Raw genomic sequence first — 26,387 nt, 5'->3', positions numbered from 1 at the left:
ATCGGGCGTATCGACGACGCACTGCAAAGGCCACGCATGAACGAGTCGCATCCAATCGCGGCAGACACGCTGAAATCCGAACCGCAAACCACCGCGAACCGCGTGTTTTCCGACGGTGCGCTCAGTCTCGGACTCACACTGCCGATGCTGCGCGCCGGCACGATCGTGGCCGATTTCGACGAGCAACTGGCGCTCGCGCGCCTCGCCGACGAACGCGGCTTTCGCGCGCTCTGGATACGCGACGTCCCGCTGAACAGCGCGGACTACCCGGACCCTGTCGGCCATCTCGACCCGTGGGTATTCCTTGGCGCGCTCGCTGCGAACACGCGGCGTATCGCGCTTGTGAGCGGCGCCATCGTCCTCACGCTGCGTCATCCGCTGCATATTGCCAAAGCGGCGTTGTCCGTCGATACGCTCAGTCACGGACGCTTTATTCTGGGTCTGGGTTCAGGCGACCGTCCGCCGGAATATGCCGCATTCGGGCGCGACGCCGACGAGCGGCGTGAGTTGTATCGCAGTCACTGGGAGACGGTTGCCGCCGCGCTCGGCGCACCGTCGCGCGTGATTCCCGATCGCACGCCCGAAGGTGCGCCTGCCTTTCAGCTGTTGCCCGCGCATTCGCGCGCGGTGCCGCTGCTTGCCGTGGGTTCGGGCGGTCAGAGCGTCGACTGGATCGCGCGCCATTCGCTGGGATGGATGACCTATCATCGCGAGCCGGACGCGCAGCGCGCCCGCTACAGCATGTGGCGCGCCGCCGTCGAACGGGCGGCGCCCAAAGCGTTTCGTGCGTTCGGCGTCGCGATGCGGCTCGAACTCAGCAGCGATCCGCATGAGCCGGCGCAGGCCGTGACGCTCGGCTACCGGGCCGGCCGGCTCGCGTTGATCGACATACTCAAAGCGCTGCGCGCGGACGGGACGCACCATGTGACGTTCAATCTGTCGTCGGAGCGTCCCGTCGCTGAGATCGTCAACGAACTCGCCGATGAGGTGTTGCCGCTGTTTCATCAGGAGACGTAGAAAGCGCGCTGCGCACCCGCTTCGACTCACGGCGTGGATGGCCGGTCCGTGTCGTACAAGCGGTCCGGGATAAACAGCGCGGTCACGCCGCTCAGGAAGAACACCGCGCCCACCACGAGGAAACCCAGACCGATGGAAAACTGCGTGGCCAGGAAGCCGATGACGATAGGCGCAGCGCCCGAGCAGAAGCGCCCCAGGTTATAGGAGCCGCCCACCGCAGTGCCGCGGATGGAAGTGGCGAAACTCTCGGACATGAACGTGCCGATCGTGCCCAGTGGTACGCCGTACAGGAACCCGAAGAAAAGCATGAGAACGGCAATGTTCTCCCGCGTGTGCCAGAAGATGATCACCGGCAGAAAAAGCGCGGCGCCCACGCAGCCGAGGACATACACGCCGCGCCGGCTCCAGCGGTCGCCCAGCCAGCCGGCGAAGATCTTGCCGATGAACGCGACGACGTAAGTCCCGATCATGTACCCGGCCAGTGAGCTGAACTTGATATGCAGTTCCTTTTCGAGGTACGTCGGCAGCCAGTTATTCAGGCCGTAGAACCCGGAAAGAATGAAAACCGAGGCCAACGTCCACAGGATAAACAGGGTTCGCGTCTGTCGATTGCTGAAAATCACGTGGTAGCGGCTGTCGCGCCAGTGGCGCTGGCTCGTGCACTCGATGGCCTGGCTCGCCCTCCAGCTAGCCGGCTCGGGCACCGCGAACTTGATCGCCAACGCAAACACCACGGGTATCGCCGACACGTAGTACAGCGTGCGCCACCCATAGTGCGGCAAAATCCAGCTGCTCAGCGCAATGACCACGATATAGCCAGCCGAAATGCCGGTCTGCAAGGCGCCCAGAATCAGCGAGCGCCGTTCCGTGGGCACGTATTCGGCAACGAGCGTCGTGACCAGCACCATGGAGCCGATACCCAACGAACCGATAAAGCGGACGACCGCGAACTCCACAAAGCTGTGCGTGAGTCCAAGCAGCCCCGCGCCGAGCGAAAAGAGCGCCAACGCCCAGACCACCACCCTCACCCGCCCGATGCGATCGCTCGCCCAGCCGCCGAGAATTCCGCCTACTGCCATGCCTAGCAACGTCAGGCTGCCCAACGCGCCGGCCTGGACATTGCTCAGTCCGAAGTCGTCCTTGATACGCGTCAGCGTAAGGCCGTACATCATGACGTCCGCGCCATCGGCCATGAGCGCGAGATAACCGAGGATGAAAACAAGCAGCCAGCGGCCTTGCGACACCGAAGTCTGGCTCGCCGGCGACGCTGTCGCAACACGTTGGGTAGTGGTCATGTCAGAGCGGAGTCAAACTGCCGGTGGATAGCGTATGGCGAGTAATAAGAGCGGGAGCCAGGAAGGAACCGATCAGTAATCCCAACTCTTCATGCCGCGTTGTGTACCACCTCTCCCGATGCGTCAGGTTCATCGTGCCGATGCACACGCCGTCGTACGCAATCGGAATGTTCAGTATCGATCCCAGGCCCATCCCGGTCATCACGGTGTGATCGTCGAACGCTTCGCGAATGCCCTGTGCGGTTTCCGCGCGAAAGGGCTTGAGATCGAGCAGGATCTGTTTGGCCCACGGCGTGCCGTGCTTTTTCTTGCGCCCGCCAACCGGATAGACGTTAGGCATGTTGGTATAGACGCGCTCCACCTCCTGGTTTTGCGCATCGTAGGACATGATCGTGAACAGGCTGAAGCCGATTGCGCTTGCCGCCACGTCGTGAACCGCACGGAAAATCGCCATTGGCTGACCCTTGATCCGCGTGGCCCTCGCGAGTTGTTCAAGGTTCGACATGTCCAGCGCGTGCGGATCTGGCTGCGCAGTTTCGATCGGGATGCCTTGCATGGTCTGTATGGGAAAGTTGGCGGATGACGGCATTCAGCCGTGTAGCTCAGTGGAACTGAGCGGGCCTCGAACATCTTGCGTGCGACCGAATTCCTCGGCCTCGATGTCTTCGAGCGAGCGGTTGCGAGTCTCGATACCCAGGAAGAACACCACGCATGCGCCGATGAGCAGAACCGTCGTGGTCATCGCGAACACGCCCAGGAAGCCGAGCGTGGGATAGACGAGGCCGACCAGAATGGGCGCACTCACCGAGCCGATGCGTCCAAACGATGATGACGAGCCGGTGCCGGTCGTGCGTACCGCGGTCGGGAATACTTCCGGGGTGTACGCATACACGCCTGCGAACGCACCGTTCATGAAGAACGACAGGCAGATGCCCGCGACCATGATCGCGATACCAGTGTGAGAGAACGCGAGCGCGATGGCCGCTATGCCGCCCAGCAACATATACGACGCGACCACCGCCTTCCGCCCGATCCGTTCATTGAGCCAGGCGGCCGAGAAATAGCCCGGTATCTGCGCGCCATAGATCGCGATCGAATAGCCGAAGCTCTTCGTCATGGTGAGCCCTTCCTTGAGAAGCAGGCTCGGTATCCAGGAGAAGAACGAGTAGTACGCGAATGCAACCGAGAACCACATCAGCCAGCTGACCGCCGTGGTGCGCGCGAGTCGCGGCGACCATAACGTGAGCACGTTCTGCAACGCGCTGCCGCTTGCACGCGCCGACGCGGGAAGCACGCCAACGGAGCCGACCGGCGGCAGATGAATGCCTCTGCCGGCAAACCATGACTCGATCGTACTCACGATCCGGTTCGCTTCGTCCGTTCGACCCTGGCTCTCGAGCCATCGCGGCGACTCAGGCAGCGTTCTGCGCCACCAGAGCAGCATGACGACAGGCAACGACGTCACCACGGCCAGGTAGCGCCAGCCGTCGGCATAGTTTCGCACCACGACGAAGCCGAGTATGGAAGAACTCAAATAGCCGAACGACATGAAGCCGACCAGCGCCCCGCAAAACATGCCTCTGTAGCGACGCGGAACGAATTCCGCGAGGAATGGCGCGATCACCACCGTCTCCGCGCCGGAACCAAATCCCGCGACGATGCGCAGCGCGAAGAATGTGTGCCAGTCCGTCGCGGCAGCACTCGCGAGCGACGCGACACAGTAGATGGCCAGCGCCGTCATCATGATGCGGCGACGGCCGATCAGATCGGCGAACACGCCTGACAGGAAGGCGCCGAAGAAGTACCCGATATAGGTGCTGCTCGCGACGAGCCCTGTTTCGGCGCTGCTCAGGTGCCATAACTTGCTCACGACCGGCAGCAGAAACGCGAGCGACGATGAATCGAGTCCATCGAACAGATACCCCAAGCCTCCGATGAGCAGGAGTTTGCGGTGAAAGCCCGACAACGGAAGTCTTTCAAGACGAGCGGCTACGGCAGACACGTTAACTTTCTCCCTGAAGGAATGGACACGATCTCCGCCATGCCGAGGTTATCGCCCGACCGCGTAGGCCTGCATCTGACGAGGCGTCGCTGCGCCACGCATCAGACCGTTTCTGATTCCGACCGCGCAGACACGCCCGAGCGACCACGGTTCGGCCACTGTCAGGTCGTGGCCACGCGCGCGTAATTCGGCAAGGGTGCTTTCCGGAAAGCGGGATTCGGCGGACATCTTGCCAAGATTCATGGCACGCGGATAAAACGAACCCGGAAAATGCGCAGTCTGGAACGACGGCGAATCCGCGGCTGCCTGAAAATTCATGCCGGCGTGCACGTGTTTGAGGAAGAGCTGGATCGACCATTGATCCTGCTGATCGCCGCCCGGCGTTCCGAACGCCGCATAGGGCTTGCCCGCGCGAGTGACCAGCGTCGGCGAAAGCGTGGTGCGCGGACGGCGCCGCGGCCCGAGCGACGACGGCAAGCCCTCCTCCATCCAGAACATCTGCGCGCGCGTGGTCACGTTGAAGCCGAGGCCGGGCACCGCCGGCGACGCCTGCAGCCAGCCGCCCGACGGCGTGGCCGACACCATGTTGCCCCAGCGGTCGACGACATCGAGATGAACCGTATCGCCTCGCAGTTCGGGTAGCGGCGCGAAGGTCGGCTCGCCCTGGCCGAAGCCGCCGAACTGTTCCTTGCCAGCCAGCGCCATGATGCGAGCAGCACGCCGCTCGCTGTCGCCGAGCGTGCCGGGACGAAATTCGAGCGACGCCCGGCGCGGGTCGACCAGCCGACGACGTTCGTCGTTATAGGCGTCGCTCAGCAGCACGTCCATGGGCACGTGCGCGAACGCAGGGTCGCCGTAGAACACCTCGCGGTCGGCGAACGCGAGCTTCGAGCACTCGATGATCGTATGCACGAAATCCGGTCCCATCGGGTCCATCGCCGCGAGATCGAATCCCTTGAGCAGCGCGAGCTGCTGCAGGAACATCGGCCCCTGGCCCCACGGGCCGGTCTTGTGGACACGGAGCTCGCCATAGTCGTACCAAACAGGGTCTTCGTAGGACGGTTCCCAGCGCGCGAGGTCGCCGGCATCGAGCAGGCCGCGGTTGCGCTGACCCGACGTGTCGAGCACGGCCGTCGAACCAAAATACTGATCGATGGCATCAGCCACGAAGCCGTGATAAAAAACCTCGCGGGCGCGTTCGCACTGCTCGCTGCGGTCACGCCGGGTATTCGCTTCGCGCAGAATGCGCTTATACGTGTTCGCAATGGCCGGATTGGCGAATAGCTGATTCGGCATCGGCGCGTCGCCGTCGCGCAACCATTGCTCGGCCGAAGTCGTCCATTCTGTCCGGAAGAAATCCTTGATGGCGAGGATCGATGAGGTCATGCGCGGCAGCACCGGGTAGCCGTTTTCCGCGTAACCGATCGCGTAACTCAGCACATCCTCAAGCGGCAACTGGCCGTAATCGCGCAGCATGGCCATCCACCCGCCGAATGCGCCGGGCACGACGGCCGGCAGCAGTCCCGTACCCGGCACGACTTCCAGTCCTAACTTGCGCATGCGCTCGATGGTCATGCTCGCGGGCGTCACACCCTGCCCACACAGCACGCGCACGCGGTCTTCGCGCGCGCTGTAGAACACGACCGGCAATTCGCCGCCCGGACCGTTCAGATGCGGCTCGACGATCTGCAAAACAAAACCGGCGGCGGCGGCGGCATCGAATGCGTTACCGCCTTTCTCGAGCACGGCCATGGCCGACGCGCTGGCCAGCCAGTGCGTCGAAGCGACCATGCCGAATGTGCCGATCAGTTCCGGGCGGGTGGTGAACGACATGCGCTGCTCCTTTGCGATCGCGGGCGACTGGCGCCCGAACCAATCTCTATAGGTACACGTTGAACAAATGACAAAGACGCTGCTCGATCTAATCAATTTCACGTGATGCTAACCCGAAATCTACGCGCAATATACCGAGTCAAAATATTTTCGGGAACCTGCGCACCACATTGCCCCCATTCTGTTATCTTTGGAACCAATAAACATTGGTTCAGACAAAAAATGGAACAGACAGCATTGGAAGCTTTGCTTGGCTACATCGCCGCCCATCAACTCAAGGACGGCGACGCGCTGCCGCCCGAAAGAAAGCTGGCCGAAGACCTTGGCGTCAGCCGAAGGGAACTGCGCTCGGTGCTGGCTTCACTGGAGGCATCGGGCCGGGTGTGGCGCGGTGTCGGGCGCGGCACCTATCTGGGCGCGCGACCGCTGAAGTTCGGCCCCACGCTGCGTGGACTGCGCGCGGGAACGAGTCCGGCGGATATCGCCGAAATGCGGCTGCTGTTCGAACCCGCACTCGCGGAACTCGCCGCCGCCAAAGCCAGTCGGGACGATCTGCTGGAACTGGAAAAGTGCGCGCGCAAAAACGCAGCCGCGAAGAACGACGAAGAGTGGCAGCAATGGGATCATCGCTTTCACTTGCTGATCGGCCAGGCCACCCGCAATCCCGCACTCATTGCGCTGATGGAAGTCATCAACAGCATGCGCGTCAAACCGGACGTACGCGAAAAGACGGTGGCCCAGGAAACCCGGCAGTATTTCGCCCAGCAACATCAGGCTGTCGTCAATGCGATGAAAGCGCGTGATGGCGAGACAGCGGCCCGTTGCATGCGCGAGCATCTGCTGAGCGTTCAAGGGCGCGCATCGGGTAAGGAATGACTCGCGGCGCAGGCGATGTTTGCGAGCAAAGTAGTCGAACGTAACGAACACACCGAGCCGCACGAAACGCTTGAGTCCATCCGCAATTTGACCTAGAAATGAGGATGCGCAAATTACCCGTTATTCGTATTGAGTTAAACGAGTCATTCTCCTGCCACTTGCCGACGGTACGCTGGATGCAATACAGCGTGCACGAGACCGGCTCGAAATAGCTTTTACCCATCACGCATTTCAGGAACAAAGTCAGCCGACGATTCATATCAATCATCGCTACGCTCAGGAGAGCATCAGTCATGGTCGCAAGAAAACGAATTCATGCTGCGCTCCTCGCCGCGATGATCGCCGCGATTGCGCCGGCCAGTCAGGCGCAAAACACCACCGACTGGCTGGCGAACACGTATGGCACTCTCGCCGCCCACGTCGGTAACGCCGCGCGCTCCATGTGGGTCGCGCCCGAAGGCGTACTCTATACGGCCTCCATGTGGGACGAGTACGAGGGCGGCGTCGCGATCTATCAGAACCACCGCAGCGCGGGTTCCATCGGCGCTCATGGTGAATTTCAGGGTAGCGCCATCACCGGTAATGCCAAGTCGATTTTCGTGGCGCTGCAATACAACGCATCGTACGGAAGCGGCGCGGTGGGACGATACAACCGCGCTACTGGCGCTCGCGATCTTTTCATCCAGGTCACTGCTTCGAAGAATCAGCCGCGGGTCGACGTCATCACCGGACTCGCCACGGCGGGCTCGCTCCTCTATGCGAGCGACATCGACGGCAATCGCGTGCGAATCTTCACCACCGACGGTATCTGGCAGAAAGACATCAACGTCCAGAGCCCAGGGGCGCTCGCCGTGGATGGCGCGGGCAACGTCTGGATCGCGCAGAAAAGTGCGGGCACGATCGTCGAGTTCAGTTCAGCCGGGGCACTGCTGAATACCATCCAGATGCCCGCCGGATCGCAGCCGTCGGCGCTCTATTTCGATGCGTCGTCGGGACAGCTCATGGTGGGCGACGAGGGGCCCGACATGAACATCAAGCGCTACACGCTCTCGGGTACGCCGACGCTGGCCGGCACGTTCGGCGTTCAGGGCGGGTATCTCGATACCACGACGGGCATCAAAGGCCAAGTCGGCGCGAAGCGCTTCACCCGCGTCGCCGGCATCGGCAAGGACACCGCGGGCAACCTCTATGTGCTCAACAACCCGTGGGGCGGAAGCTGGGACCTCGGCCGCAACGGCGGCACCGACATTCATGCGTATAGCAGCGCCGGCAATCTGCAGTGGACGCTTCGGTCCCTCAACCTCGAGGGCGACGCCGTACCGGACCCGCTCACGGACGGCACCATGTTCTATGGCGGCACCAACATCTACAGCGGCAGCGCGGGCGGCGCCTTCGTTGCGAACACCGTCGATCCGTTCGCCTATCCGTCGGACCCGCGCATCGACATCAACGATACTTCACGCGACGAGCACTTCGCTCACCTTGCCACGGTCGGCGCCAACCGGATCCTCGTGGCGTCCGGCCAGAATCCCGATGTCTACTACTTCTTCCACTTCAATGCCGCGAATGGCTATATCGCCATACCGGACGCCACGCTTCCGGGTGCGGCGTTCAAAACCACCGCACTGGTCAGGGACGGATTCTGCATCGACAGCAAGGGCGGCGTGTGGGCCGGTCTGGACAAGACAGGCTACATCTATCACTACCCGCTGACCGGCTTCGACGCCAGCGGCAAACCATCGTGGGGACCCGGCATCCCCATCCGCATTCCCGCGAGCATCCAGCCGCTAACACGCATGCTCTACCTCGCGGACAGCGACACGATGATTCTCGGACAGGGCGTTGTCGGGAGTACGGACTGGACAGGGACAGGCACGCGGATCGAGGTGTATCACGGCTGGAGCGCGGGTAATACCACAACACCCAATCCGGTGATCAACCTCACCCACGCCGGCGCCAAGTCGATCGACGCGGCCGGCCGCTATCTTTTCGTCGGCTACTGGTTCGGCAGCGGACCCGCTTTGCCGGATATCGACGCCTTCAATCTCGCCACGGGCAACCTCGACGCAACGCTCGTGAACACCAGCAGCCGTACCGTGGACGCCAGCAGCGCGATCGATGCGATGTACGGCGTCAAGGCCTACCTTCGATCGACCGGCGAGTACGTGGTCACGAAGAACAACGTCAAGGGCTCCAGCATCGCCGTTTATCGCTGGACGCCGTGATCGGGTGTAAAGACGTCGATTTTCACGGCTGTGAAGCTGTCTACCGCGATATTTTTTCGAGCTCGATACCCTTCGTGCGCGGTCCCATCAATCCGATCGCCAGCATGACGATCAGCATAGCGCCAGCGATAAAGACGAAAACCCCGGTGGTACCGAACTGCTTCAACACAGCGGCAATCAGAAAGGCTGTGAAGATCGCCGAAAAACGGCTCCACGAATAAACGAATCCCACCGCGCGCGCCCGAATGCTGGTCGGAAAAAGCTCAGTCTGATACGCATGGTAGCTGTATGAAATGATGTTGCCCGCAAGCGTCAGACAGACACCGAGACTGACCAGCAACACGGCGCCCGCAGCCTGGCTGAACCACAGGCCGCAGACGATGTTCACCCCTGCCATCACCACGATCACGGTCTTGCGCTCGAAGCGGTCGCCGATGAAAAGTCCGATAAGCGGACCGACTGGCGCCGCCAAAGCGATCACGCTCGAATACATCAGGCTCGTGGTGATCGTAATGCCCTGTTTGATCAGCAGCGTGGGCACCCAGTTCGCAAAGCCGTAGAAGCCCACGGTCTGGAAAATATTGAAGATCGTCATCATCAGCGTGCGGCTGCGATACGGCGGCACCCACATATCGCGGAAGCTGCCGCGTGGCGCGACCGGCACCGGCGGCGCGGGCGGCGGCAACTCGCGTCCGTATTCGCGGCGCACTTTCGCTTCGAGCGCCGTCATCACGCGGTCGGCTTCGGCAAGGCGTCCTTGCTGTGCGAGCCAGCGCGGGCTTTCCGGCAACGCGCGACGAATCCACCACACGAACAGCGCGCCATGCGCGCCGATCAGCACGACCCAGCGCCAACCGTCGAGACCAAGCAATGTGCGCGGCACCAGCAGATACGACAGGAACGCCACCACCGGCACGGCCGTAAAACCGACCGCCTGCTCGCACGCGAACGCGCGGCCGCGAATCTGCTTGGGCACCAGTTCGGAGATGTACGTACCGATCGTCACCAGTTCGACGCCGATGCCTATCCCTGCCACGAAGCGCCAGAAATTCAATCCGGTAGCCGTTTCCTGGAATGCCATCACGATATTGGCCGCCGTATACCAGAGCAGCGAATACGTGAACACCGCGCGGCGTCCGAAGCGATCCGCCAGAAAGCCGCACGCGATTGTGCCGATAAAGAGGCCGCTAAACAGCGCCGCGATGAAACTCGCGACCCCGGTCGAACCGAACAGGCCGTGCGTGGTCGCGCTCAGCAGACCGCTTTTGACGAGGCCTGGCGCGACATACCCGGAGTACAGCAGATCGTAGAGTTCAAAGAAGAAGCCGAGGCTCAGCAACACCACCAGCTTCCAGACGGAGCGCGTGGCGGGCAGCCGGTCGAGGCGCGCGGAAATGCTGCCGGCGTCGAGCGGCGCGGCGGCGGCGGCGCGCTTGGCCGTGTTATCGGAATGCGCCGCGTCGCCGCTTTTCTTCGCGACGGAGCCGGCGTGATCGGGGGATGCCATGTTGTATGTCTCCTGGTGATACTCGCGAAACGATGGGGTTCGCTGGACCGGTCTCGCCGGCCTCTTGTACTTTCGCGCGTCACGCGTACCACGATGCCGGGCCCAAGGTCCGGCCAGCATTCTAGCCGCGTGCGCGCTTCAATTGTTCGAAGGTGGTGATTTTTCCGGCCAGCGCGCTCGCCGCCACCGTGTACGGACTCGCGAGCCACACATTGCCCGGCCCCGAACGGCCCGGGAAATTGCGGTTGATCGCGCTGATCGTCACTTCGTTCGCCTCGGCCGATTGGCCCGGCCCGCAATTCGCGCACGACCCGCAGCCCGGCATGACGAGCGTCACGCCCGCGCGCTCGAAGACCGGCAAATAACCGCGCTCCTCGCAATACGCGCGCACCGCCATGGTGCCGAACTGCAAGTAGAGACGCGTTCCCTCGGGCACGCCAAGACCTTGCTCGACGCCCCAATGCAGCACCTCGTGATAGAAATCGAAGTCTTCGCGTTTGCCCGCCGTGCACGAGCCACCGTAAGCGATATCGACGGCGACGTCCTGTTCCAGTTGCGGCGCCGGCACACCGTTGCCGGGGTCGCCGGGACGCGCGAGCATCGGTTCGATCGCGCTTGCGTCGATACGGATGGTGTCGCGATAGGTGGCGCCCGCATCGCTTTTCATCCAGTTTTCAAGGGTGAAATCGACACCGCGCCGTTCTTTGAGAAACGCCACCGTGCGCTCATCCGGTTCGACGATGCCGGTGAAGCCGCCCAGTTCCGCGACCATGTTGGTCAAGGTCGCGCGCTCGTCGATCGACATCGTGCGCACGGCTGCACCGCCATATTCGAACACGAGGCCGATCGCGTCACCCGAGCGGATCGCATCCATTTGCAGCAGATGCAGCACCACGTCCTTCGCGGTCACTCCATCGCGCAAGTGACCGCTGATTTCGATGCGCAGAGTCTCAGGCACCTTGCAGCGCACATAGCCCGTCACCCAGCTATTGGCGATTTCCGTTGCGCCCGCACCGAACGCGAGGCAGCCGAGCGCACCCGAATGCGGCGTATGCGAATCGGTGCCGCACGCCACTTGCCCCGGCAATGCGTATTGCTCGGCCATCAACGCATGACAGATGCCTTCGGAGCCCGGCATGCTGTCGAGCGCACCGTGCGAGCGCACCGGATAGTCACGCGAGAAAGACGTATGCCCTTCCATCAGATTGGCGACGCCCGGCAGCAGACCGTCGCGCACATGCGGAATGCTCTGCGATGCGAGCACCAGATGATCCTGGAACGCGATGATGTGATCCGGCGCATGCAGAGGCGCCGGCTTGCCGAACGCGCGATGCATCAGATGCGCGCACATGCCGGTGAAGTAATCGTGGCTGAAGCGCCAGTCCGCGGCGATGAACACGCCGTCGCCGCGTCGCGCGCCCACGCTGGCCGGGTGCAGATGGCGCTCGATGATTTTCTCGACCAGCGTCTTCGGCTTCTCGGCCTGCGGCGCGTCTGCGTCAGCGCTATCGCCCGTGCGCGGCGTGGGCCAGTCGGCGAACTTGCTGTATGCGAGCAGGCCGCCGCTGCGAATGATCTGCTGCGTGAGCGCGTCGCGTCCCTTGAGGAATTCGTCGATCGGCACCGCTTCCCCCGCGCTCAAACGATCGAGCACGGAAAAGTCAGTGGTGGTGAGAATGCCGATGTTGTCGCAGTTCTGCTGATAGATCCGCTCGAAGCTTTCCGCGACGATCAACCGGATCCCGGCCGAGAGTTCCGCCAACGGACTCGATTCGCGCGACGATCCCTTGCCGTAGCGCTTGCCCGCCACCGTCACCTGGAAGCCGCCATTCTTCACCGCATCGCGGCCGATCGGCATGCGCTCGCCGGCCTTGAAGCCGACGTACGGATATTGGCCGAGGCGCTCGTCGTAGGTGAGCATGACGGTGACCGGCGTGATCTCGTCGGTGGAGACGTTGTCGCGCAGCGGACCGGCCGTGGCGCGCGTAAAGTTCTCGCCGGCGAGTTGCGCCTCGATCACCGCAGGGTCTTGGGACAGGTATAGCACGCGGCCGTCCAGACGAATCGTGTCGCTCATGGGCATTCTCCTTGCGCCCACTATACGGCGCGCGTGGGCAATGCCGAAGTGCCAGTGCGGCAACGCAGACCTCTCGTTTGGCGATGATGGGCGCGATCGTACTCGACACGGTTGTCCGGGCATCGGCGCGTCGCCGCCGGATAAGACTTCCGGCCGCCGGCGCAGACACGCCTCTGCCGATTCGCCCGCCGTGGCTCGCGTCAACCGCCCTTGCCGAGAAACCCGACCAGCGCCGCCGCGCTCGCGCTCAACTGATCGCGTGACTTGAAGATCATGATGAGGTGGCGCACCGCCCAGGCATCGCTCAAAGACAGCAGGCTCACGTCGAGTGCATTCAGATAAAGCAGCCCGACCTGTTCAGGCACGACCGCGATGCCGAGCCCGGCATGCACCATCCGGCAAAGCGCGTCGAGACTGCTTACGCGAATCTTCACATCGAGTTGCCGCCCCGCGCGGGCTGCCTGCTGCGTGAGCAGTTGCGTCAGCGCGCTCTCGCTGCGCAGTCCGACGAAGCTGTCATCGAGCAGGTCGTCGAAGCTCACCCGCAACGCGCCGGCGAGCCGATGGCCGCCCGGCACCAGCACCGCCAGCCGATCCTGCCGGTACGGCACCTGCTCGAACGCCTCGCTGCCCGCCACCGAATTGCAGATGCCGAAGTCCGCCGCGTGCTCACCGACAATCCGCAGCACGTCGGCGCTATTTTCCTCCTCCAGTTCGATCGACACCTCCGGAAACGCGCGCCCGAACGCGGCCACATCTTCCGGCAAAAACTGCACGATGGAGGACAGATTCGCCACCACCCGCACGCGCCCTTTCGCGCCCGACGAGAAACGCGACAGTTCCGCGCTCATCTGCTCGATATTGCCGATGATCGCCAGCGCGTAGCGCAGCACGGTCTCGCCGACCGGCGTCACGGTGATGCCGCGCGACTGCCGCTGGATCGCCGGCAAGCCGATCACCGCCTCGATCTCGGCGATGCGCCGGCTCACCGCGGACGATGCGATGAACTCGCGCTCCGCCGCGCGCGCGATATTGCGCTCCTGGCAGACGGCGACGAAGAGGCGCAGCGAGGTGAGGTCGAGTTTCTTGAGAAGGTTTTCCATTGTTGATGCTTCATACACGGTGAGGCTGAAGAACCCGACAGCAAACCCGGCATCGGCATGAAGGGACCGGGAAGAAAGATGGGCCAGTTTAACGCCCTTCTCCAGACCGAATGCCTGCCATTCCCGTAAGCGGCTTTCGATTTGCTTCATTGCTGCCTACGCTACGAAAACGCCGCGCCGGGGACGATCTCCAAGGTGTCGTTCCTCAGCAATCAGGTGACGATCGAGTACTACAACGCGGAAGGTCCCGGCACGTTCACGCGCTGATGCCGCCGCGTTCATCGCAGGATGTCGGTCGCCTTGTGCCGCTCGTCCACGCCGTCGATCAGGATCACCGGCCCGCGCGCATGCCGCGTGCGCAGCGGCAGGATCCGCCGATACGCGTCCGATGCGTACCAGGCGCGCGCGGCGGCGAGATCGGGGAACGCGATCGCGATCAGATCGCCGTGCCATTCGCCTTCGAGTATCTCGGGGCGTGCGCCATGCACGATGAAATGGCCGCCGAACGGCGCGAGCGTGGCGTCGATGCAATTGAGGTATTCGACGATCTCGTCGCCCAGTTCGACGTCGTGCAGATGGGCAATCGCATAGGCGGTCATGGCGTGGCTCCTGGTCATGAGTGGATGCGGATTGAAAACTTGCGTGCCGCTCATGGTCGACTCGGGCATGACGCGTGTCGATTACCTGTGAGGTAAAAGAACTCGCCGCGTCGCGCGTGCGGCGAGCACGCCGCGCGGCGAGGCGGCTGCACATCGCCTCCAGCTCGGCCATCACCTCGAACATCTCGATCAGTCTGTGCAGGCTGATCTTCGCGACCACCGCACCATGCCGCGGCCGCATCTCCACCATGCCGGCCGCGGCCAGTTGGAGCAGCGCTTGGCGCACGGGCCCGCGCTGATCGCCCGCCGCTCGGGTCACGCCCGCGACGCCGTCGCTTTTTCACATCAGCCCTGCTACGCCTGGCGCCCTCGCTGCCGCGTCCTCTTACGCCTAGAATACCTTTGATCTAAAACGGATTTTTGCAAAATCGCGGCATTTCATCGCTCCGCGAAACAAGCTATTGTAAAAAGCTAAAAGACTTTGGAACCGGTTCCATTTATCATCCCGCCGGCAATCCCATGAATGCCGGAACGCAATCGCGCGCTCCAATCTGGTGACTAGAACAATATGCCCTCATCCCCTATCAGCTCTCGCCGTGGCTTTTTACGTACGGCTATCGCTCTGGTCCCGGCCGGCACGCTCGCCGGCTGCGAAGTCAAGCAAGCCACGACGGCCTCCGTGCCGGGTTCGGGCGAAAGCGCGAACGCGGGCCGCGCGTCCGGCGCGGACTATAAGCCGCATTTCTTCGACGCGAAGGAATGGGCGTTCATCCACGCCGCGGTCGACCGTCTGATTCCACCGGACAGCGAAGGTCCCGGCGCAGTCGAAGCCGGCGTGCCCGAATTCATCGACCGGCAGATGGATACGCCGTACGCGCATGGCGCGCTTTGGTACATGCAGGGGCCGTTCACGCAGGGCGCGCCCGAACTCGGCTACCAGTTGAAGCTCGTGCCGCGCGATCTCTACCGCCTCGGCATCGCGGCGGTCAACGCCTACTGCACGAAGACTTACACGCATCCGTTCGACGCCCTCGACGCCGCCACGCGCGACACCGTGCTCGGCGCGCTCGAGAAAGACAAGGTCGATCTGGAGAACGTGCCGGCCGGCGTGTTCTTCGGACAACTGCTGCAAAACACGCGCGAAGGCTACTTCTGCGATCCGATCCACGGCGGCAACCGCGACATGGGCGGCTGGAAGATGATCGGCTTCCCCGGCGCGCGCGCCGATTTTATGGACTTCGTCAATCAGAACGGCGCGGCTTATCCGTATGGCCCCGTGTCGATCGAAGGAAAGCGCACCTGATGTCTACTCAAACCAAACCGCACGTCGACGCGGTGATCGTCGGCTTCGGCTGGACCGGTGCGATTCTCGCGAAGGAACTGACCGAAGCCGGCCTGAAAGTCGTCGCGCTGGAACGCGGCGAGTATCGCGACACCTATCCGGACGGCGCGTATCCCAACACCATCGATGAACTGACCTACAACGTCCGCAAGAAACTCTTTCTCGATCTTTCGAAGACCACGGTCTCGATCCGTCATGCGCCGAGCGATACCGCGCTGCCGTATCGCCAGTTGGCTGCGTTCCTGCCGGGCGAAGGCGTCGGCGGCGCGGGGCTGCACTGGTCGGGCGTGCATTTCCGTATCACGCCGGAAGAACTGCGCCTGAGAAGCCACTACGAGGAACGCTACGGCAAGCGCTTCATTCCCGAAGGCATGACGATTCAGGATTACGGCGTCAGCTACGACGAACTCGAACCGCATTTCGACTTCGCGGAGAAAGTGTTCGGCACCTCGGGCCAGGCGTACAAGGTCAACGGCAAGGTGGTCGGCGATGGCAACATTTACGAAGCGCCCCGCAGCGACAACTTTCCGCTCGCCGCGCAACTGAACACCTATTCGGCGGAGCGCTTCGGCAAGGCCGCGCGTGAACTCGGACTGAATCCGTACCGTTTGCCGTCGGCGAATACGTCGGGGCCGTACACCAACCCGTACGGCGTGCAGATGGGTCCGTGCAATTTCTGCGGATTCTGCAGCGGCTACGCGTGCTACATGTATTCGAAGGCCTCGCCGAATCTCAACATTCTGCCCGCCCTGAAGCCGTTGCCGAACTTCGAATTGCGCTCGCGCTGCCACGTGCTGCGCGTCGAACTCGACGACACGAAAAAACGCGCCAAGGGCGTGACGTATGTCGATCCGGCGGGCAACGAAGTGTTCCAGCCGGCGGATCTCGTGATCGTCGCGGCGTTCCAGTATCACAACGTTCATCTGCTTCTGCTGTCGGGCATCGGCAAGCCGTATGACCCGATCTCGGGCGAAGGCGTGGTCGGCCGCAATTTTGCGTACCAGAACCTTTCGACCATCACCGCGTTCTTCGATAAAGACACCTTCACCAATCCGTTCATCGGCGCGGGCGGCAACGGCGTCGCGGTCGACGACTTCAATGCCGACAACTTCGATCACGGTCCGCTCGGTTTCGTCGGCGGCTCGCCATTGTGGGTCAATCAGGCCGGCACCAAGCCGGTCAGCGGCATCGCCACGCCGGCCGGCACGCCGAACTGGGGCGCCGACTGGAAGAAGTCGGTGAAAGACCACTACGCGCACACCATTTCGATGGATGCGCACGGCAGCAACATGTCGTACCGCGACGTGTTCCTCGACCTCGATCCGACCTATCGCGATTCGTACGGCCAGCCGCTGTTGCGCATGACCTTCGACTGGAAGGACAACGACATCAAGATGGCGCGCTACGTGACCGGCCAGATGCACAAGATCGCGCAGCAGATGGGCCCGAAGTCGATCAACGTCTACACACGCGAATTCGGCGCGCACTTCGACTCGCGCCGCTATCAGACCACTCACCTGGTGGGCGGCGCGGTGATGGGCACCGATCCGAAGACAAGCGTGCTGAACCGCTACCTGCAAAGCTGGGACGTGCACAACGTGTTCGTGATGGGCGCCTCGGCGTTTCCGCAGGGCATCGGCTACAACCCGACCGGCCTCGTCGCGGCGCTGGCTTACTGGTCGGCGCGGGCGATCCGCACGCAGTATCTGAAGAACCCCGGGCCGCTGGTGAGCGTATGACGAAGAAGATCCATAACGAACGCCTCGCGCGGGCGCTCAAACGCGTGGGCGCGGCGGCTGTGCTGGGCATGAGCACGCTTGCCGCACACGCGGCAGCGCCACAAAGCCAGAACGACGCAACGCTGATCGCGCACGGCGAATATCTCGCACGGGCCGGCGATTGCATCGCGTGTCATTCGGCGCCTTCAGGCAAGCCTTTCGCCGGCGGGCTGAAATTCGACACGCCGATCGGCGCGATCTACTCGACCAATATCACACCGGAGCGCAACACCGGCATCGGCGCGTGGACCTTCGCGCAGTTCGATCGCGCGGTGCGTGCCGGCGTGAAGCCGAACGGCGACACGCTGTATCCGGCCATGCCGTTCCCATCGTATGCGCGCCTGAGCCAGGACGACATGCACGCGTTGTATGCGTACTTCACGCAAGGCGTCGCGCCGGTGAACCAGAAGAATAAACCGGTCGACATCGTCTGGCCGCTGTCGATGCGCTGGCCGCTCGGCATCTGGCGTCACCTGTTCGCGCCCGAGCCGGTTTCGTTCGACGCGAAGCGTTACGCCGGTCCGGTGATTGGGCGTGGCGCGTATCTGGTCCAAGGCCTCGGCCATTGCGGCGCGTGCCACACACCGCGCGCGGCGACGATGCAGGAGCGCGCGCTGAGCGACCTCGACGGCCCGGCGTTTCTCGCGGGCGGCGCGGCGATCGACGGCTGGATTCCGTCGAGCCTGCGCGGCAATCCGCGCACCGGCATCGGCGCGTGGAGCGAAGCCGATCTCGTGCAATTCCTGAAGACCGGACGCACGCAGCACAGCGCGGCCTTCGGCGGCATGACGGACGTCGTGCAGCACAGCATGCAGCATATGAGCGACGCCGATCTCACCGCGATTGCGCGTTATCTGAAGACGCTGCCATCGACCGATCCGCAGGAAACGCCGTACGCATACGACGACACTGCCGCGCGCGCGCTGCGCATGGGCGACGCAACCGCGCCGGGCGCCGCCGTCTATCGCGACAACTGCACGGCCTGCCACCGCAGCGACGGTCGCGGCTACAACCGCGTGTTTCCGGCGCTGGGCGGCAATCCGGTCGTGCAGGGCAAGGACGCCACCTCGCTGATTCACGTGCTGCTCACCGGCAGCACGCTCGAAGGCACGAAGACCGCGCCCTCCTCGTTCACGATGCCGGCCTTCGGCTGGCGTCTGAACGATCAGGAAGTCGCGGATGTGACCAACTTCGTGCGCAACAGTTGGGGCAACCGCGGGTCAACGGTCAGCGCGACGGACGTCGCCCACGTCCGCAAGACCGTCACGGTGCGCGCGCCCGACATGCCGCCAGGCGCCGCCCTGGCTCACTGATCGCACGTGGCCTCGCGTGACGCGTCCCGCGCGAGGGACGCGTCACAGATATGGCAAGCGCCGCTACGCATACCCGCTTCATGCAGTCCGCTCCGTCATTCAGGAGCGGGCTTCCGCGTGCGCGAAAAAAGAAAGATCGCCATCCAGGCGACTTGAGATAGAAGTTCCAACCAGGCTATGACTACGATGAAGAACCAATGGATTGCCGCACCCCTCCTGATGACGTTCGCGGGCATTGCGTCCGCGCAGAGTTCCGTCGTGCTGTACGGCATCGTCGATGCGGGCATTTCGTACCGCAGCAACGAGCGCACCGGCACGGCCGGCAACTATAGCGGCCACTCGAACGTCGCCGTGACGAGCGGCAACCTCTCCGGCAGCCGCTGGGGCATCAAGGGTCAGGAGGACTTGGGCGGCGGCTGGAACGCGTTGTTCCAGCTCGAGGACGGCTTCGACATCACGAACGGCAAGACCGGCCAGAACGGCGGCCTGTTCGGGCGTCAGGCGTACGTGGGTATCGGCAGCAAGCAGTACGGCACGATCACGCTGGGCCGCCAGTACACCTCGCTGAACGACTTCGTTTCGCCGGTCGCCCCGGTGGCGATGGTCGGCGGCTACGGCGCGCATCCGGGCGATATCGACGATCTGGATCAGACCGCGCGCGTCAACAACTCGATCAAGTACACGAGCGCGAACTATGCCGGCTTCACGTTCGGCGCGCTGTACGGTTTCGGCGGCCAGCCCGGCAGCCTGAAGCAGCAGAACACCTGGAGCGCGGGCGCCGCCTACGGCAACGGCCCGCTGCACGTGGGCGTCGGCTACGAACGCTCCGACAACAGCAAGACCGGCACGCAGGACACGACCTACGGCAAATGGAGCGGCACGGACGACGGCCTGTTCAATTCATCGATCAACGAAGGCTACGCTAGCGCGCAATCGCAACAGATCATCGCGACGGGCGCGACGTACGACTTCGGGCCGGCGATCGTCGGTGTGAATTACAGCAACGTGCAGTATCGCTCCGGGGCGGACTCGCTGTTCAAGGGTCACGCTACGTTCAACATCGCCGGCGTGTTCGGGCAATGGACGGTCCGTCCCGCCGTGCAACTGTTCGCGGGCTACAGCTACACGCGTGGCGGCGAAGTGGATGGCGTGGATGAGCGCGCGCAATATCACAACGTGACGCTCGGCGCGCAGTATGCGCTGTCCAAGCGTTCGACTGTCTATCTGATGGGTGGTTACCAGCACGCGTCGGGCGGCACGCTGGATGCGCTCGGCCATCCGGTCGCGGCGACTGCATCGGTTAGCGACAAGGGCAACGGGCACTCGTCGGCGACGCAATCGCAGGCGATTGTCAGCATCGGCGTGCGGCATAAGTTTTAAAACTTCGACGCGGCGCCGTGGTTCAACGGCGCCTGCTGTGGCGGCGGCTTGCCAATTGATCTAGCGCTGCGGCTGCGCCGCCGCGTCGAGCATCTCGAGATGACGCGCTTCGGTCTCGTCGTCCGCAGGGAACATGCATTCGAGGCGCAACTCCTGCGCCGCGATCGTCTGCGGCGTGCCCACGGTCGCGACCATCGAGAAATACTTCATGACGTGGCCGCTTTTGACGAAACCGATCGGGATCACCGGCATGGCCGCCGCCGACGCGGTTTCGGCCGCCAACTCGGGATGCCCCGGCCCCCTGTTCTTTTCCACATCCGGGTAGGCGCGCAACGCATCGAGCAACTCGCGCGTCCGATCGTCGATCACGCGCCCCACTGACTCGCGGTAGACGCGCTGAATCAAACTATCCGCCACGGTCTGCCAGTCGGCCACGAAAGGGCGCATACCTTCCGGATCGAACACCAGATGCAGCATGTTGCGCGGCCCCTTGCGCGCCGCCATGTCGATAAAGCAATTGAAAAAACGTGGCGCCGCATCGTTGGTCATCAGCACGTTCCAGCAGCGGTCCATGACGAGCGCTGGAAACGGTTCATGCTGACGCAGCATGCGTCCGAGCGCATTCGTGACGCTGTGCATTTCCTGCGCATTCCATGCGGCGTCGGCATACATTGGCGCGTACCCTGCTGCCAGCAGCAGCGTGTTGCGTTCGCGCAGCGGGATGTCGAGCGCCTGCGCGATATCCATCACCATCTGACGGCTGGGCACGCTGCGTCCGCTTTCGATGAAGCTGATATGACGCTGCGAGATGCCGGCATTGAACGACAGGTCCAGCTGGCTGATGCCGCGCACGTCTCGCCAGTGACGCAACAAGACGCCGAGATCGTTCGGCGGCGCTTTTTTGGATGGGTTCGCAGGATTCATCGTGTGTTCCTGTCTGCAAGACGTTACCGGTAAGAGGTTCGGTGAGCGCCGCTCGCGGAACCTCGTCGGTCAGGATACTCGCTAGCGGTGAGCGCGCCTTCCCTTTCGGGAATCAAGGCGTCCAGGCGTGGACCTGAAACTGCGCTTCCAACGGCGGTTGCGTGATGCTGCCCACGTAGTTCGTGATGGTCGATGCTGCCGCCACCGCGAGTACTTCGAGTACCTGATCGCGACGGAAACCGGCTTCGAGAAATGCGCTCACGTCGTGCTCGTCGAGATGGCCGCGTTTCAGGATCGCATTTTTCGTCAACGTGGTAAGCGCGGCATGCTTGGGGTCAGCAGGCGTGCGGCCAGCGCGAAGCGCTTCGACATCGGCGGGTGTGAGTCCCTCGTTCAGCGCTAATGCCGTGTGAAACGCGACCGCCCAAGTGCATGCGTTGGTGACGGCGTTCGTCAACAACAGCGTCTGGATCTGCGCTTCGGTGAACGTGCCCGAATGGACTTTCTGAAACAGATTGATGAACGCACCGATCAGCACGGGCGACTCGGCCATGGCTCCCGCGATGTTGGGGATGAAGCCAAAGGTCTGCTGGAGTTGTTGCAATACCGGTTTGGATTGCTCCGGCGCGGAGTCGATGGTGTGAACCTGAAACGTCGACATGATGTGTCCTCGATAGTGAACGCGGTTCAGGGTGAACCGCGCCATCACCGAAGATTAGGCTTGGGGGTGAGGGTCGGCAATTACCTTGGATGTAATAGAAACGGCGAATGGGGCAACCGTGTCTACTAGCCAGTGGGTCACTCGACGCACACATGAGGCGTGAAACTTCTGCTTATCCGCAACCGAATTTGGGAAATTTCACACACCATGATTTCGCCAGATTGGTGCAAACTTGGATTATGTGCATCCCTATATACACGAACAAAACACATGGGAGACGTCTTAACCGGTGTGACCTTAGGCGCCGCGGGTATTGCAAACTATCCGTCAGCCAGGCTTCACGCTGTTTTGGGGGATCGCGTACAGATCGGCGCGTTCGCCCGTATCTCATAGTCGAGGTCACCCAATTAATGCTCCCATTCCCCAGATATACGGCCAGACTCTATTATTCGGATAACCTTCTATATAAAGCGCGATCCGTTGTTTCAAAGATCGGTAGCGACTACGTCGAACTGAACGCAACCGTTGCTTATCCCGAGGGAGGTGGCCAGGAATCCGACACAGGTACGCTGGCGCTGCCGGACGGCAATGTAATCCGATTCATTCACGTGCGTAAAATGTACGGCCAACGCGCCAACATTCCTGGTTTTCCGGACATTCAGCTAGGCGGGATTATCGAACATGTGATTCACCCTGAAGACATTCAATATCTCGCCGCGCTGCAAGTAGATGACGAAGTGCAAACCAATATCGACACGATGCGTAGGGCTCAATTGTCCTTGAGCCACACCGCGTCGCATCTGCTATATCTGGGTGTCGGCAAGATCAGACCTGACGCCATTGCATGGACACTGGGATGCCACATCCGGCCAGACGGCGCTCGCTTCGATTTCGGCGTCGGTAGCCGCTTTACGCCTGACGAAGTCCTGGCCATCGAGCAGATCGCGAACGACTTCGTGGCTCGCGGCAGCGCGGTTACAACGCGCGCCCATCCGGACCACATCGAAGCCCGCTATTGGCAGTGCGAAGACAATCTCATACCTTGCGGGGGCACCCACATCGGCAACACCGCACCCATCGGCCGGATAAGCGTCCGCCGCAAGAGCATGGGGTCGGGTAAGGAACGTCTGTCGTGTCAATTCGATAACGCGCGCTTCGATACAGCTTCTTTCCATGCCGGTGACGGCGCGACGCTTCGCGGGGAGCAGGGGCATGAATAGAGTTCGTGTTGCCCCCATGGGAGCCGCGGCAGGCTGAATAAAGGGCCTGTCACTCGTCGTAGCCAGCGGTATCCTTGCCGCACTTGGCGGCCCCCTTCTGTCGATCGGCCTGAAAGATGTCGGTGGCTTTGCGACATTCTCGTTGTGTTATGCGTCATTTGTGGAGCGTAAGCTGGCATGGACCCCGCTCGCCGATGCCGGCGCCCAATCGTTCAGTTGTCTGTATCAACGCTCGGATCTGACGAGCACCGTCGCGATGAGCATGTTCCTGCAGTTCCTCGGCCAGGCAATCGAAACGATCGAGGACCGCTTTCACACGTCGACGCAATCGACCCGTAAGCGCGGCACGCGAATCAGGTAAGCGCGCGGACCGTTGCGCCGAATCGTTCGACGCACGCCTGACGCACCCGCTCGACCGGCATCGACCAATCCTCGCCCGGCGCGCGGCGAAACAGCCGCAGCGTGTGCGGATACCACGGCGAATCGCTGCGATCGTGCAGCCAGCGCCAGTCGATATCTTTTTCCGGCAGCATCACCCAGCACGGCGTGCCGAGCGACGCTGCCAAATGCGCGGTGGACGTGTCCACGCAAATCACCGAGTCGAGTTGCGCGATGATCGCAGCGCTGTCCGCGAAATCCGACACACGCGAGCCGAGGTCGAGCAGCGGTTGACCGGCGGGTGGCTGGCGCGCCTCGTCTTCGCCCCATCCTTTCTGCAGACTCACGAAACTCAGGCCCGGCACGCTCCAGAGCGGCGCCAGCATAGCGAGCGAGGGTATCGAGCGGTTCATATCGTTATGATGGTTCGCGTTGCCTCTCCATACCAGGCCGATCTTGCGGCCGGAAGGCAGCGCGTCCAGCACGGGGCGCCAATGCTCGACCAGCGCCGGCTCGGCCGTGAGACGCACGGCGCGCGGAATCGTGTCCACGCTTGTCCGCAAATGCAGCGGCGCGCTCAGCAGGCTCGTCCAGCAGTCGTAAGTGGATGCCTGTGCGCGCGCAGTATCGTGATCGAGCACGGCATCCACGCCGTCGACGCTTGCCATCAGCCGGTGCAACGACGGTGCGCACGCAAAGGCGATTTGCGAGGTGCCCTGTGCCTTCAGCAAGGCGAAATAGCGGCTGAACTGGATCATGTCGCCGAGGCCGTCTTCCTGCCATACCAGCAGCGACTTGCCGGCGAGCGTGTCGCCTTGCCACTGCGGGCAGTTCAGCATCGACCTAGTCTTGTGATGGACGAAACCGGCCTGCTCGTAGCGGCATTCGTAAAGACGCCAACCCTCTTCGAAGCGGCCCATGCCGAGCAGCAACACGGCCAGGCCGAATTTCGCGTCGCCGTAATCGGCGCGTACAGCAAGCGCGCGGCGATACGCGCTCTCGGCCTCGGGCCACTGCATGAGTTGCGCCCGCGCTGCGCCCAGGTTGTAATGCGCTTCCGCCAGATCGGGACGCAGGCCGAGCGCCTGCTCGAAAGCCTCGACAGCCTCCGGCAGTCGGTCGAGCCGGCGAAGCACGCAGCCCAGGTTGTTGTGCGCATGAACGAGATCGGGCCGCAGGCGAATCGCCTCGCGGTAAGCCAATTCGGCTTCCCAAAGACGCTCCATTTTGCACAGCGCCACGCCGAGGTTGTAGTGCGCTTCGGCGTAGCCGGGGCGTTGTGCGATGGCGTCGCGATAAGCAGCCTCGGCTTCGGGCAGACGTTCGACATCGGCGAGCACGGTGCCGAGATTCAGGAGGGCTTCGGCGTAATCCGGACGAATGGCAAGGGCAAGGCGAAAAGCCAGCTCGGCTTCGGCGAGACGGAAAGTGGCCTTCAGCACGCCGCCCAGGTTGTTGAGCGCCTCCGGATACTGTGGCCGGATAGTCAGCGCCTCGCGATAGGCAACGTCCGCTTCGGCGAAGCGGCCCAACTCCATCAGCACGTTGCCCAGATTGTTATGGGCTTCGGCGTGCGCCGGCAGTCCCCGCAGCGCCTCGCGGAATGCCGCTTCCGCTTCCGGCAGGCGGCGCAGTTCGTGCAATACGATGCCGCGGTTGTAGTGGGCTTCGGGGTAGTTGGGGCGAAGCGCCAGCGCCTCGCGATACGACGCCTCCGCTTGCTCCTTGTAGCCGAGCCCGTAGAGCACGGCGCCGAGATGATTGCGGGCGTCCGCGTCGCCGGGCCGCAGCGCGACCAGTTGCCGGTACATCGCCTTCGCGGCGGACAGACGCCCGAGCGACTTGAGCAGCATGCCAAGACTGCCGTACACCTCGGCATAGCCCGGATTGCGTTGCAGACAGCGGCGCCAATAGCTTTCCGCCTCCGCGGGATGCTGCAAGGCGAACGAACAGGCCCCGGCGATATTCAACGCGTCGGCAAACGCGTCGTCCGGCAGCGCATCGCCGTCGACGAAAGGCGTCACCATCGACAAAGCCTCGGCGAATTGTCCGGCCGAGAACAACGAGACGGCCTGCTGGTTGGTATCGTCGATCGAGGTTGCGAGCTGCGTGTGGTTCATGAGTCGTGGTTACTGGAGCCGGCGATGAGCCGGCCGGGTCGATCGCATGTGCCGCGCCCTGACCCGGCTGCCGGATTGGCGTGCCGAAGTCTCGGTGCGGCCGCGAAAGCGGAACATGTACCACGCAGCTTACGTGAATCGGCGCGCCTGTAACGCGGCGAAATGAGCGGTTTTCGGCCTTCTAATCCCACGCTATAACGAGGATTACGAGCGAAAAGTCCGCGCGGCGATGTTAGAATCGCCCGCGTCTTTACGCCCAACATCATGAATCCACGCTCTCGCACTCACATGACCGCATGGCTTGGCCTGTTCGCCATGTGGCTCGTCGTGTTCGCGCCGGTCGTGAGTCAGATGTTGATGTCGAACCGTGCGCACGAGCCCATCGCCGCGCTCTGTTCGGCGTTGCAGCCGCGCGATTTCAGCGTGGTTGGCGCGGCGGGCGTGACGACCCAGGCCGCCCCGGCGCCGGTCCGTTTGAGCCACGACGACGCGTTCGGCGCGTGCGGCTACTGTCATCTGCTTCAGCACCACGTCGCCATGCCGACGGTCGCCGCGGCCGAGCCGCCGGCCGCCCTCACACTTGCCGGCACCGCGCCGCCCACGCTTTCCACCCGCTTCACGCCGCTCGGCGCCTTTCCGTCCGGCCGTCCTCGAGCTCCACCCGTCGTTTCCTGATCGCCATCGGTCCTGATCGCGCAGTCGTCGCACCCGTCGAGGGGGCGCGCGATCGTTTGTTC

The 26,387-nt window shown here is 63.0% G+C and carries 20 protein-coding genes and 2 pseudogenes; 10 read left to right on the top strand and 12 right to left on the bottom strand.

Going from position 1 to position 26,387, the window contains the following annotated elements:
* Positions 1–36: 36 nt before the first annotated feature.
* On the top strand, positions 37–1,017 hold the full coding sequence (locus B0G81_RS07010; RefSeq protein WP_134134001.1) for an LLM class oxidoreductase: 981 nt from the start codon (positions 37–39) through the stop codon (positions 1,015–1,017).
* Between the two features lie 26 nt (positions 1,018–1,043).
* On the opposite strand, the gene B0G81_RS07005 is transcribed toward B0G81_RS07010, so the two are convergent.
* From B0G81_RS07005 to B0G81_RS06990, 4 genes are read right to left on the bottom strand one after another with little or no spacing between them, the layout of a single operon-like run.
* Positions 1,044–2,312 carry an MFS transporter gene (locus tag B0G81_RS07005; RefSeq protein WP_134134000.1) on the bottom strand — a complete coding sequence of 423 codons (1,269 nt, stop codon included), beginning with the start codon at positions 2,310–2,312 and terminating at the stop codon, positions 1,044–1,046.
* A 1-nt stretch (position 2,313) separates the two neighbouring features.
* Positions 2,314–2,868, bottom strand: a complete 555-nt coding sequence (locus B0G81_RS07000; protein ID WP_134133999.1) for a GAF domain-containing protein — start codon at positions 2,866–2,868, stop codon at positions 2,314–2,316.
* A 33-nt stretch (positions 2,869–2,901) separates the two neighbouring features.
* Positions 2,902–4,314: an MFS transporter gene (locus tag B0G81_RS06995; RefSeq protein WP_134133998.1), complete on the bottom strand. Its 1,413-nt coding sequence runs from the start codon at positions 4,312–4,314 to the stop codon at positions 2,902–2,904.
* Positions 4,315–4,362: 48 nt separating this feature from the next.
* Complete coding sequence (locus tag B0G81_RS06990) at positions 4,363–6,147, bottom strand: gamma-glutamyltransferase family protein (RefSeq protein WP_134133997.1); 1,785 nt, start codon at positions 6,145–6,147, stop codon at positions 4,363–4,365.
* A 222-nt stretch (positions 6,148–6,369) separates the two neighbouring features.
* Between B0G81_RS06990 and B0G81_RS06985 the strand changes: the two genes are divergently transcribed.
* Together B0G81_RS06985 and B0G81_RS06980 are read left to right on the top strand one after the other, a co-directional pair.
* On the top strand, positions 6,370–7,023 hold the full coding sequence (locus B0G81_RS06985; protein ID WP_116123590.1) for an FCD domain-containing protein: 654 nt from the start codon (positions 6,370–6,372) through the stop codon (positions 7,021–7,023).
* A gap of 293 nt (positions 7,024–7,316) precedes the next feature.
* Complete coding sequence (locus B0G81_RS06980; RefSeq protein ID WP_134133996.1) at positions 7,317–9,248, top strand: SMP-30/gluconolactonase/LRE family protein; 1,932 nt, start codon at positions 7,317–7,319, stop codon at positions 9,246–9,248.
* Between the two features lie 40 nt (positions 9,249–9,288).
* On the opposite strand, the gene B0G81_RS06975 is transcribed toward B0G81_RS06980, so the two are convergent.
* The 5 genes and pseudogenes from B0G81_RS06975 to B0G81_RS44435 form a co-directional block, all read right to left on the bottom strand.
* Complete coding sequence (locus B0G81_RS06975) at positions 9,289–10,755, bottom strand: MFS transporter (protein WP_134133995.1); 1,467 nt, start codon at positions 10,753–10,755, stop codon at positions 9,289–9,291.
* Between the two features lie 121 nt (positions 10,756–10,876).
* Positions 10,877–12,832 carry an aconitase family protein gene (locus tag B0G81_RS06970; protein WP_134133994.1) on the bottom strand — a complete coding sequence of 652 codons (1,956 nt, stop codon included), beginning with the start codon at positions 12,830–12,832 and terminating at the stop codon, positions 10,877–10,879.
* A gap of 200 nt (positions 12,833–13,032) precedes the next feature.
* Positions 13,033–13,935 carry a LysR family transcriptional regulator gene (locus B0G81_RS06965; RefSeq protein WP_134133993.1) on the bottom strand — a complete coding sequence of 301 codons (903 nt, stop codon included), beginning with the start codon at positions 13,933–13,935 and terminating at the stop codon, positions 13,033–13,035.
* 278 nt (positions 13,936–14,213) lie between these two features.
* On the bottom strand, positions 14,214–14,534 hold the full coding sequence (locus B0G81_RS06960; protein WP_134143014.1) for a DUF1330 domain-containing protein: 321 nt from the start codon (positions 14,532–14,534) through the stop codon (positions 14,214–14,216).
* Positions 14,535–14,661: 127 nt separating this feature from the next.
* Positions 14,662–14,829: pseudogene (locus B0G81_RS44435) on the bottom strand (GntR family transcriptional regulator); the annotation flags it as partial.
* Between the two features lie 273 nt (positions 14,830–15,102).
* On the opposite strand from B0G81_RS44435, the gene B0G81_RS06950 reads away from it, so the two are divergent.
* From B0G81_RS06950 to B0G81_RS06935, 4 genes are all read left to right on the top strand, one after another.
* Positions 15,103–15,837 (top strand): gluconate 2-dehydrogenase subunit 3 family protein, encoded by a 735-nt coding sequence (locus B0G81_RS06950; protein WP_134133992.1) that lies wholly within the window; start codon positions 15,103–15,105, stop codon positions 15,835–15,837.
* A complete protein-coding gene (locus tag B0G81_RS06945; RefSeq protein WP_134133991.1) occupies positions 15,837–17,615 on the top strand; it encodes a GMC family oxidoreductase in 1,779 nt (592 codons plus the stop codon). Before B0G81_RS06950 ends, B0G81_RS06945 begins: the two co-directional genes overlap by 1 nt.
* Positions 17,612–18,967, top strand: a complete 1,356-nt coding sequence (locus tag B0G81_RS06940; RefSeq protein ID WP_134133990.1) for a cytochrome c — start codon at positions 17,612–17,614, stop codon at positions 18,965–18,967. Before B0G81_RS06945 ends, B0G81_RS06940 begins: the two co-directional genes overlap by 4 nt.
* Before the next feature lie 186 nt (positions 18,968–19,153).
* Positions 19,154–20,347: a porin gene (locus tag B0G81_RS06935; RefSeq protein WP_134133989.1), complete on the top strand. Its 1,194-nt coding sequence runs from the start codon at positions 19,154–19,156 to the stop codon at positions 20,345–20,347.
* Between the two features lie 60 nt (positions 20,348–20,407).
* Here B0G81_RS06935 and B0G81_RS06930 read toward each other — a convergent pair whose 3' ends face one another.
* Together B0G81_RS06930 and B0G81_RS06925 are read right to left on the bottom strand one after the other, a co-directional pair.
* Positions 20,408–21,271 carry a helix-turn-helix transcriptional regulator gene (locus B0G81_RS06930; protein WP_134133988.1) on the bottom strand — a complete coding sequence of 288 codons (864 nt, stop codon included), beginning with the start codon at positions 21,269–21,271 and terminating at the stop codon, positions 20,408–20,410.
* 112 nt (positions 21,272–21,383) lie between these two features.
* Positions 21,384–21,932, bottom strand: coding sequence for a carboxymuconolactone decarboxylase family protein (locus tag B0G81_RS06925; RefSeq protein ID WP_134133987.1), 549 nt, complete (start codon positions 21,930–21,932; stop codon positions 21,384–21,386).
* Between the two features lie 410 nt (positions 21,933–22,342).
* On the opposite strand from B0G81_RS06925, the gene B0G81_RS06920 reads away from it, so the two are divergent.
* Together B0G81_RS06920 and B0G81_RS06915 are read left to right on the top strand one after the other, a co-directional pair.
* Positions 22,343–23,152, top strand: coding sequence for an alanyl-tRNA editing protein (locus B0G81_RS06920; protein ID WP_134133986.1), 810 nt, complete (start codon positions 22,343–22,345; stop codon positions 23,150–23,152).
* Positions 23,153–23,321: 169 nt separating this feature from the next.
* Positions 23,322–23,513, top strand: a pseudogene (locus tag B0G81_RS06915) (LysR family transcriptional regulator); the annotation flags it as partial.
* Here the strand turns inward: B0G81_RS06915 and B0G81_RS06910 are convergent.
* Positions 23,506–25,650, bottom strand: coding sequence for a tetratricopeptide repeat protein (locus B0G81_RS06910; protein ID WP_134133985.1), 2,145 nt, complete (start codon positions 25,648–25,650; stop codon positions 23,506–23,508). The pseudogene B0G81_RS06915 and the gene B0G81_RS06910 sit on opposite strands and share 8 nt — an antisense overlap.
* A 264-nt stretch (positions 25,651–25,914) precedes the next feature.
* Between B0G81_RS06910 and B0G81_RS06905 the strand changes: the two genes are divergently transcribed.
* Entirely contained in the window at positions 25,915–26,325 is a 411-nt protein-coding gene (locus tag B0G81_RS06905) for a DUF2946 domain-containing protein (RefSeq protein ID WP_134133984.1), read from the top strand.
* Positions 26,326–26,387 lie beyond the last annotated feature (62 nt).

This window comes from Paraburkholderia sp. BL6665CI2N2, from assembly GCF_004366535.1.
Taxonomy (GTDB): domain Bacteria; phylum Pseudomonadota; class Gammaproteobacteria; order Burkholderiales; family Burkholderiaceae; genus Paraburkholderia.
Note: the sequence above shows the minus strand (reverse complement) of the source record. Positions and strands in the feature narration are given on the sequence as shown.